General features: G+C 36.1%; 4 protein-coding genes and 1 pseudogene. All 5 read left to right on the forward strand.

Annotated elements, in window-relative coordinates; all coding sequences use genetic code 11:
• Nucleotides 1-118: 118 nt before the first annotated feature.
• Complete coding sequence (locus ACLRYO_RS06000; protein WP_021148821.1) at nucleotides 119-1,171, forward strand: acyltransferase family protein; 1,053 nt, start codon at nucleotides 119-121, stop codon at nucleotides 1,169-1,171.
• 600 nt (nucleotides 1,172-1,771) lie between these two features.
• The gene (locus ACLRYO_RS06005; protein WP_278604390.1) at nucleotides 1,772-3,289 is read left to right on the forward strand and encodes a capsule assembly Wzi family protein; all 1,518 of its coding nucleotides are present in this window, start codon (nucleotides 1,772-1,774) and stop codon (nucleotides 3,287-3,289) included.
• Nucleotides 3,290-3,594: 305 nt separating this feature from the next.
• Nucleotides 3,595-4,671, forward strand: a complete 1,077-nt coding sequence (locus ACLRYO_RS06010) for an acyltransferase (RefSeq protein WP_316584407.1) — start codon at nucleotides 3,595-3,597, stop codon at nucleotides 4,669-4,671.
• A 66-nt stretch (nucleotides 4,672-4,737) separates the two neighbouring features.
• A complete protein-coding gene (locus ACLRYO_RS06015; protein WP_021148824.1) occupies nucleotides 4,738-5,064 on the forward strand; it encodes a hypothetical protein in 327 nt (108 codons plus the stop codon).
• Between the two features lie 432 nt (nucleotides 5,065-5,496).
• A pseudogene (locus tag ACLRYO_RS06020) lies at nucleotides 5,497-6,886 on the forward strand (autotransporter outer membrane beta-barrel domain-containing protein); the annotation flags it as partial.

The raw sequence follows: 6,886 nt of genomic DNA on the forward strand, positions 1-6,886 counted from the left end.
ATAACCATATAGGACTATGTTCTATATGGTTATTTTTATAATGATATTAGACCTAAATTAAATAATGGCATTAGGGAATTATTTTAACTTGTATTGTAGGTTATATAGGGGATAGTTAATGAAAAATGCACATATAGAATTGTGTCGCTTTATAGGCGCAATAATAATTTTATGTCATCATACTTATTTATTTGAAAATAGAACCTATTTTGTTACAGGGTGGCTTTTCGTAGAATTTTATTTCATGCTTACTGGATATTTTACTGCTATGCATTTTTTTAAGACCCCATATCTTGGAGATAATATATATAAAGATGCATTTAAGTATATGCTTGATAAAATTTATCGTATTTTACCTTATGCTTGGAGTGGCATAACTCTGTTATTTATTTATTACATTGTAAGTGGTCATGAAGGGCCTGTTAGGCATACCTTCATATCATTACCGACTAATCTACTTTTATTAATGGGTTCTCCTTTAAATAAGGGGTTACTGGATTTTAACCCTCCACTATGGTTTATAGGTCAAATTATAGTTTTCTTACCATTAATTATATGTGTAATGATTAAATTTACGAATGTATATAAATATCTTCTATCTTGGTTATTACCTTTTGTATTATATCTTTTTAATATAGAGGCTATGGGCCATGCTATTCATTGGAATAGTAATATTTATCTATATGCACGTGGTTTATCTGCACTTGTTTTAGGAACAACATTATATTTTCTTGTGACTTATGTAGAGTCAAATTATAATCATATAATCAAACGACTACAGCGGAATATTAATAATACATTTTACTTGTTATTTGTTGTTTATATAATAATGATTTGTAGAAGTAAAACAGATAATTTAGAAATAGCAATACCATTAATTATTGGAACATTTTGCTTATTGAGTATAACTCTTTTCACAACATTTAATATGAACAAACATTACCAATTATATAAGATATTTTCTTATATTGGTAAATTATCATTACCTATTTATTGCTTACATATGCCAGTTTTATATTGGATTCAATTTTTAATACCTCATACAACTTATTCAGTCAAATTACTATTAGCTATAATGGTGTCCTGTTTGATTGCAGGTTTATTGGTATCCTTAGTGAATCGAATTACTCCTATAATAAAAAGAAAGTTATTTTACTTAATTGTAGAATGAAATTGAACAAATAAAAAAATCCATAGTGAACCCTGTATTATGATTTAGGTGTCAAATCAAAATATAATCAAGGTAATTCTCAACTTGTATATTTAGCTGATTCTGGAGAGGCATCATATGAAAAACAATGTGTGCCTCCTTTAATATCATGAGAGTTGGTGCTATAGAATCTTTTATAAATTGGATTGAAAGTAAGGTTCTAAATGATCATTGGTCCTTTGATGCTGCTGTTGAGTATGTTAAACATAATGATTTATCTCGTAGATGTATTCCGAAAGGACTGCTAATAAATATAGTTTCATAGGAAAGAATTCAATAAATATTTCAATAGTGTAATACTTTGTCACGCAAGATTATAAATTATAAAATACTTTTGAACGTCTTTCTTAAAGAAGTTATTAAAATTGTAGGTATGTTTGTAGTTGGTTCTTTTGGACTATTTCTATCAAATATAGATATTCAAAAGCTGCACAAGATTTGCATGTGTATATGGTAAAATAAAAATAGGTTATTTCCTAGTTTTTACTATTATATTTTGAGAGTGATAGTATATTTTGATTATGTACAAATTGTATTTATTATATCGAGGAGAGTTATTACGTGAAAAGTATTAAATTATTAGTTACAAGCGCCCTTATGGCAATGGCTATTGCTCCAGTTTATGGCGCACAAATTGTATCACCAAATGTAAATTTAAATTCTACAACCTATGACATGATCGATTCCTTACATGCTCAAGGCTATATTGATACATTGCCAACATCTAAGCCGTACAGCCGTTTACAAGTGGCTGAATGGGTACAAGAAGCAAATGGCAAAGTGGATGTTAATACGCCACAATTCGTTCGATCTATGATTCAAAATCTTGAAACTGAATATGCTGAGGATATTCAAACCTTGTCGACAGGCAAACAAGAGTCTAAAGTAGTAGTTGATTCTGCTACTGTGTCTGTAACTTCTACGAATTCTCCAGAGTACAACCAAAATCGTGGGGGATGGGTTCGTACAGCGAGCACGTACCAGCCATTGAACGGCAATAACAATGGTTATAAGTACAATCGTGGCACTACTGTGAGCGGAGAAATGCACATCCGCGGTACGGCAGGCAACCATGTGGCGTACGCGATTACACCGCGTGCTGACCTATTTGCTGGCGATAGCACTGCACGCCTAGTAAACGGCTACGTGAAAACACACATTGGTGCCGTAGAGGTACAAGCTGGTAAAGATGAGCTTTGGTGGGGACCTATGCACAAATCCTCCCTTAATCTTTCCAATAATATGAACGCTTTAACAGGTGTGAAAGTAACGACTATTAACCCTGTAAAAGTGGGCGGTACGTTCCGCTTCTTGCGTTCCATTAAGCCAACCTTCGTATATGCGAAATTATCTGATGATCGCAACGACGTGAAACATCCAGACTTTGTAGGTGCTCGCATTGAAGTGTCTCCTACAAAACGTCTTGTATTAGGTGCTAGCATGACATCTATTATGGGTGGTAAAGGGCGTCATTTAAGTCTTTTGGATTATGGTCGTTTCTTAATTGGAAAAAATGCTGATTCAGCATCAAAAGATAAGTGGAACAGTATTGCTGGTTACGATATTAAATGGACATTACCATCCATGGAAGTCTACGGTATGGTATATGGTGAAGACCAAGCTACAGGTCTTGGCTTTATTCCAAGCCCGTCTAAAATTGCTTGGACTGCAGGTATGTACTTGCCAAAACTTGGTAATCACGAAGATTGGAACCTTCGTTTAGAAGGCGGTAGAACAAGCAATTGGTGGTATTCTCATTGGTCTTACAATGATGGTTATGTACATAAAGGCAATATCATTGGTGATTATATGGGCAACAGTAGTAATCGTTTATATGCTCGTCTTGGTCACTGGGATAAAAAAGCAAATTTAACAGGCTTTAATGTTGAGTATTTACGCCTAAACCGTGAACTTAATACGCATGCAAAAGCGCTTAACGTTTGGGTTGACCATAGCCGTAAATTATCTAATGATTGGTTCTTAACTGCGAAGGTAGGCGCGTCTAAACTTCACAACATGACCGATAAAAAAGATAAAACTGCATACCTAGTGGGCGTAGACGTAAAACGTACATTCTAAGAAGGAATTTATTATAAGTCGGTATTATAAACGTATGTTTAAGATTTGCTGCTTTTGAACAACAGTCTTCTAAACATTAGATTTGGTATATCATATTAATATTGTGAGCGTTAATTAGTATTATAAATAAGTATAGCTTAATAAAAAGGCAGCTGGTGTATAATCAGCTGTCTTTTTTATGTGTAAAAATTGTCACAACATTCTCATATATTTCATGTATTTTATGATGTATACAAGTCATCTAGGTAGTTACCAGTTGGCGTAGTATTCATATAGTTTGAGAGGAAGAATATGAGGTATAGAGAATGAGAGCGAGCAATATTGAATTGTTGCGTATCATTTCGATGATACTAATTATTATGCATCATTTTAGCGTGCACGGTTGTTTCCCCTTTACACCAGATTTAACGTTTAATAAGGTGTTTCTCCAAGTATTTGGACTTGGAGGCAAGGCTGGTGTAGTTGCCTTTGTTATGATAACAGGCTATTTTATGGTTGCTAGTAGTTTTAAGCTACACAAGTTTGCCAAATTAGTTGAGCAAATATGGTTTTACAGCATTGCCATGCTGGGTGTAGCTATGGGTTTAGGACTCGATACGGTGACGTCAAGGAATATGATGCTCGCTTTATTGCCCATTGGTGCCATGAGTTGGTTCGCCCAGAACTTTTTAGTACTCTATTTATTAACGCCTGTTATTAATCGAGTACTTCATTGGCTGCAGCATACATACTACGTTATACTCCTAGTGGTTTCCACGGTAATTTGGTTCTTAATGCCGACGGTGCTGAATTTGTGGCCTAATGTACCGCATACCACCTTTGGATTTAAACATATCTTTTCATTTATCGTATTCTATTCGCTAGGGGCGTACATCAAACTGTACGGCTCACATATAACAAAGAAAATAGGTATTATTTTTACCGCCATAGGCTTTGTAGGGGCCTTTCTAGGGGATATCCTCGTTGATGTACTAGCCATGACGGATCCAGCGTATATGAAACAGATTTTCTACTTTACGCAAAATGATTATGGTTTCTTTCAATTGCTATTAGGCATTGGCTTATTTATTATTTTTTTGAAAGCAAAGATCACTTATCGCCCTTGGATCAATGTGGTAGCATCTACTATCTTTGGCATATACCTATTGCATGATAATAAGCTATTCCTTCATTACATGTGGGATAATGTATTGGCAACGTATCAGTACTATGATTCAATGCTATTACCTCTGTATGCAGTTCTTATAGTGGTGCTTATTTTTGTCATCGGTATGATTGTAGACTATGTGCGGTTAGCTTTCATAGAAAAACCTGTGATGAAAGCAATCACGCCGAGCCTCGAGCGAATTCAGTCAAGGGTTGAGAAAGTACTGCCATTATAATGCGATTATCGGCGTTTTTTGGTATAATATATAAGTATTCTTACCATAAAACGGGAGGTAATTATAATGCGTAAATTCTTATATATGATAGCGGCGTTGCTTGTATTAATTGGCATTAGCACAAATGATGTAGAAGCTCGTCAAGATGTGTATGCTACGACGTATCTCGGTAATAGCTGGTATGTAGATCAAGACTCTGTAAAGCGAGTGGGAGATATACTCAACTTTACGGTGTACACAACAGCAGGTCTTAGTTACAAAGTGACATCTAGTGATGACAACTATTACAATGCAGACGTATTTTACGATAATAATAAACTCGTATCGGATAATGGCCAATCTGTATGGAAGTCGCCAGGCATGATGGCAGCCATGCGCGTGGCCCGTAGATAAACAAAAAAGGCAGGAATTATTGATATGTCCTCCATTACTGAACATCTAGTAATGGAGGACATGTTACATAATCTCTGCCTTTTCTTTTGCTTTGGAAAAAGAAAATAGCTCTTCGTTACCAGTAACTGGATAACTGAAAGGCCATTTCATCATATTCTTTATTCTTTTGAGATGAGCCCGACGGTTCTACTCGCTTGGCTATCTACCTATATTAAAGGGATAAAGATATATATCGTCAAATTCGAATAAATGATAATATAGCTTTCAATAGATTTTTTTATAATTATGAGCAGCACTTAGGTGCCGCCTTTTTTTTGTTATTTATTATTTTTTGATGATGAAATAGTTTTCTTATGTTTACAATAATAGCCTTATAAATTATAATTAAAAATGTTTAATTATAATTTATAGTGTGAATAAGAGAGGGTTATTATGAAACGCATGTGTAAAGCGAATTTATCCTTAGCGATTGCCCTGACGATTGCTAGCTCTGTAGTGCCGTATGTAATGGCAGAATATCCTGTTGTTAGTGCTGTTAAAGGTGAAACTTTAAACTTGGGAAAGGTACAAGGGACACTGTTTGGAATTGATGCAGATAATAAGAGTACTATTAATGCAGATTATGTATCTGGTAGACTAATGGATGGACGAAAGACTATCATTACTAGTCAAAATGGAAGTACTGTGAATATTAAAAATGGCGATCTTCAAGTTGGTCGTGACAGTAATCCACTTGTTATTGCTAAAGGCGGTACTGTAAATCTCGGCGTAGATGGTAATAAGGGTAATTTTACTGGCCATGATATGTCCATTGAAGGCGATGTACGTATCGATGGTAGCAATACACATCCATCTGAAATTAATATCGGTGTAGATAGTGATGAAGTACTATGGACTGGCTTTGCTCTCAACTTAGCAGATAAGAATGCAAAACAGCCAAACCATATCAATGTATTTCTTGGTGATCGTGGTTATTGGGACCATATGTATCAAGGCGGTTTGAATGGTACTAGTTATAGCACAATGACAACTCCAAGCCGTGTACATCGTTTGGTCGGTTCAAAAAATCGTAATTTTGAATCCATAGTAACTCAAAGTGAGCATAATGAAATTCACATTGATAAATTAGAAGGCCATGTAAATTTTGTGTATGATCCAAATGGTGAGTATGATGATAAAGAGGATCCAAGTTATAAAGAGCGTGAAAATATTGTAAATGGATTGACTCCAGAATCATTCTGGGGTGGTGATGTTCATATTACAAGTGCGGCACCTAATTCCGGTGCTCATATGTACACGAGTCGTAAGGGCTTAGACTTGTCTACTGAGGACAATGTAAATAAAGTTTTGGATAATTTGGCGCATAAGGTGTACTACCATAATTATGTAAATGGTGAAAGAAATCTTCAAGGCACGGTTGCTATTGCTTCTGAAGGTGCTGAATCTGCGCGTTTTAAAGTATTAACCGAAGGTTATGCTAAGGAAGGTGCTGTTACGTGGCAGGCCGATAAAAATGGTCAGGGTAAATATGAGTATGGTAAGGTGCAACCGACTCCGAAGCCTGAGGTGAAACCGGCTCCGGTACCAACGCCTAAGCCTGAGGTAAAGCCAGCACCGCAACCGACTCCGAAGCCTGAGGTAAAACCGGCTCCAGTTCCAACGCCTAAGCCGGAAGTGAAACCAACACCGCAACCAACTCCGAAGCCTGAGGTAAAACCGGCTCCGGTTCCAACACCTAAGCCGGAAGTGAAACCAGCACCGCAACCGACTCCGAAGCCTGAGGTAAAACCGGCTCCGGTTCCAACACCTAAGCCGGAAGTGA

The organism is Veillonella parvula (assembly GCF_047241225.1).
GTDB classification, from domain to species: domain Bacteria; phylum Bacillota; class Negativicutes; order Veillonellales; family Veillonellaceae; genus Veillonella; species Veillonella parvula_O.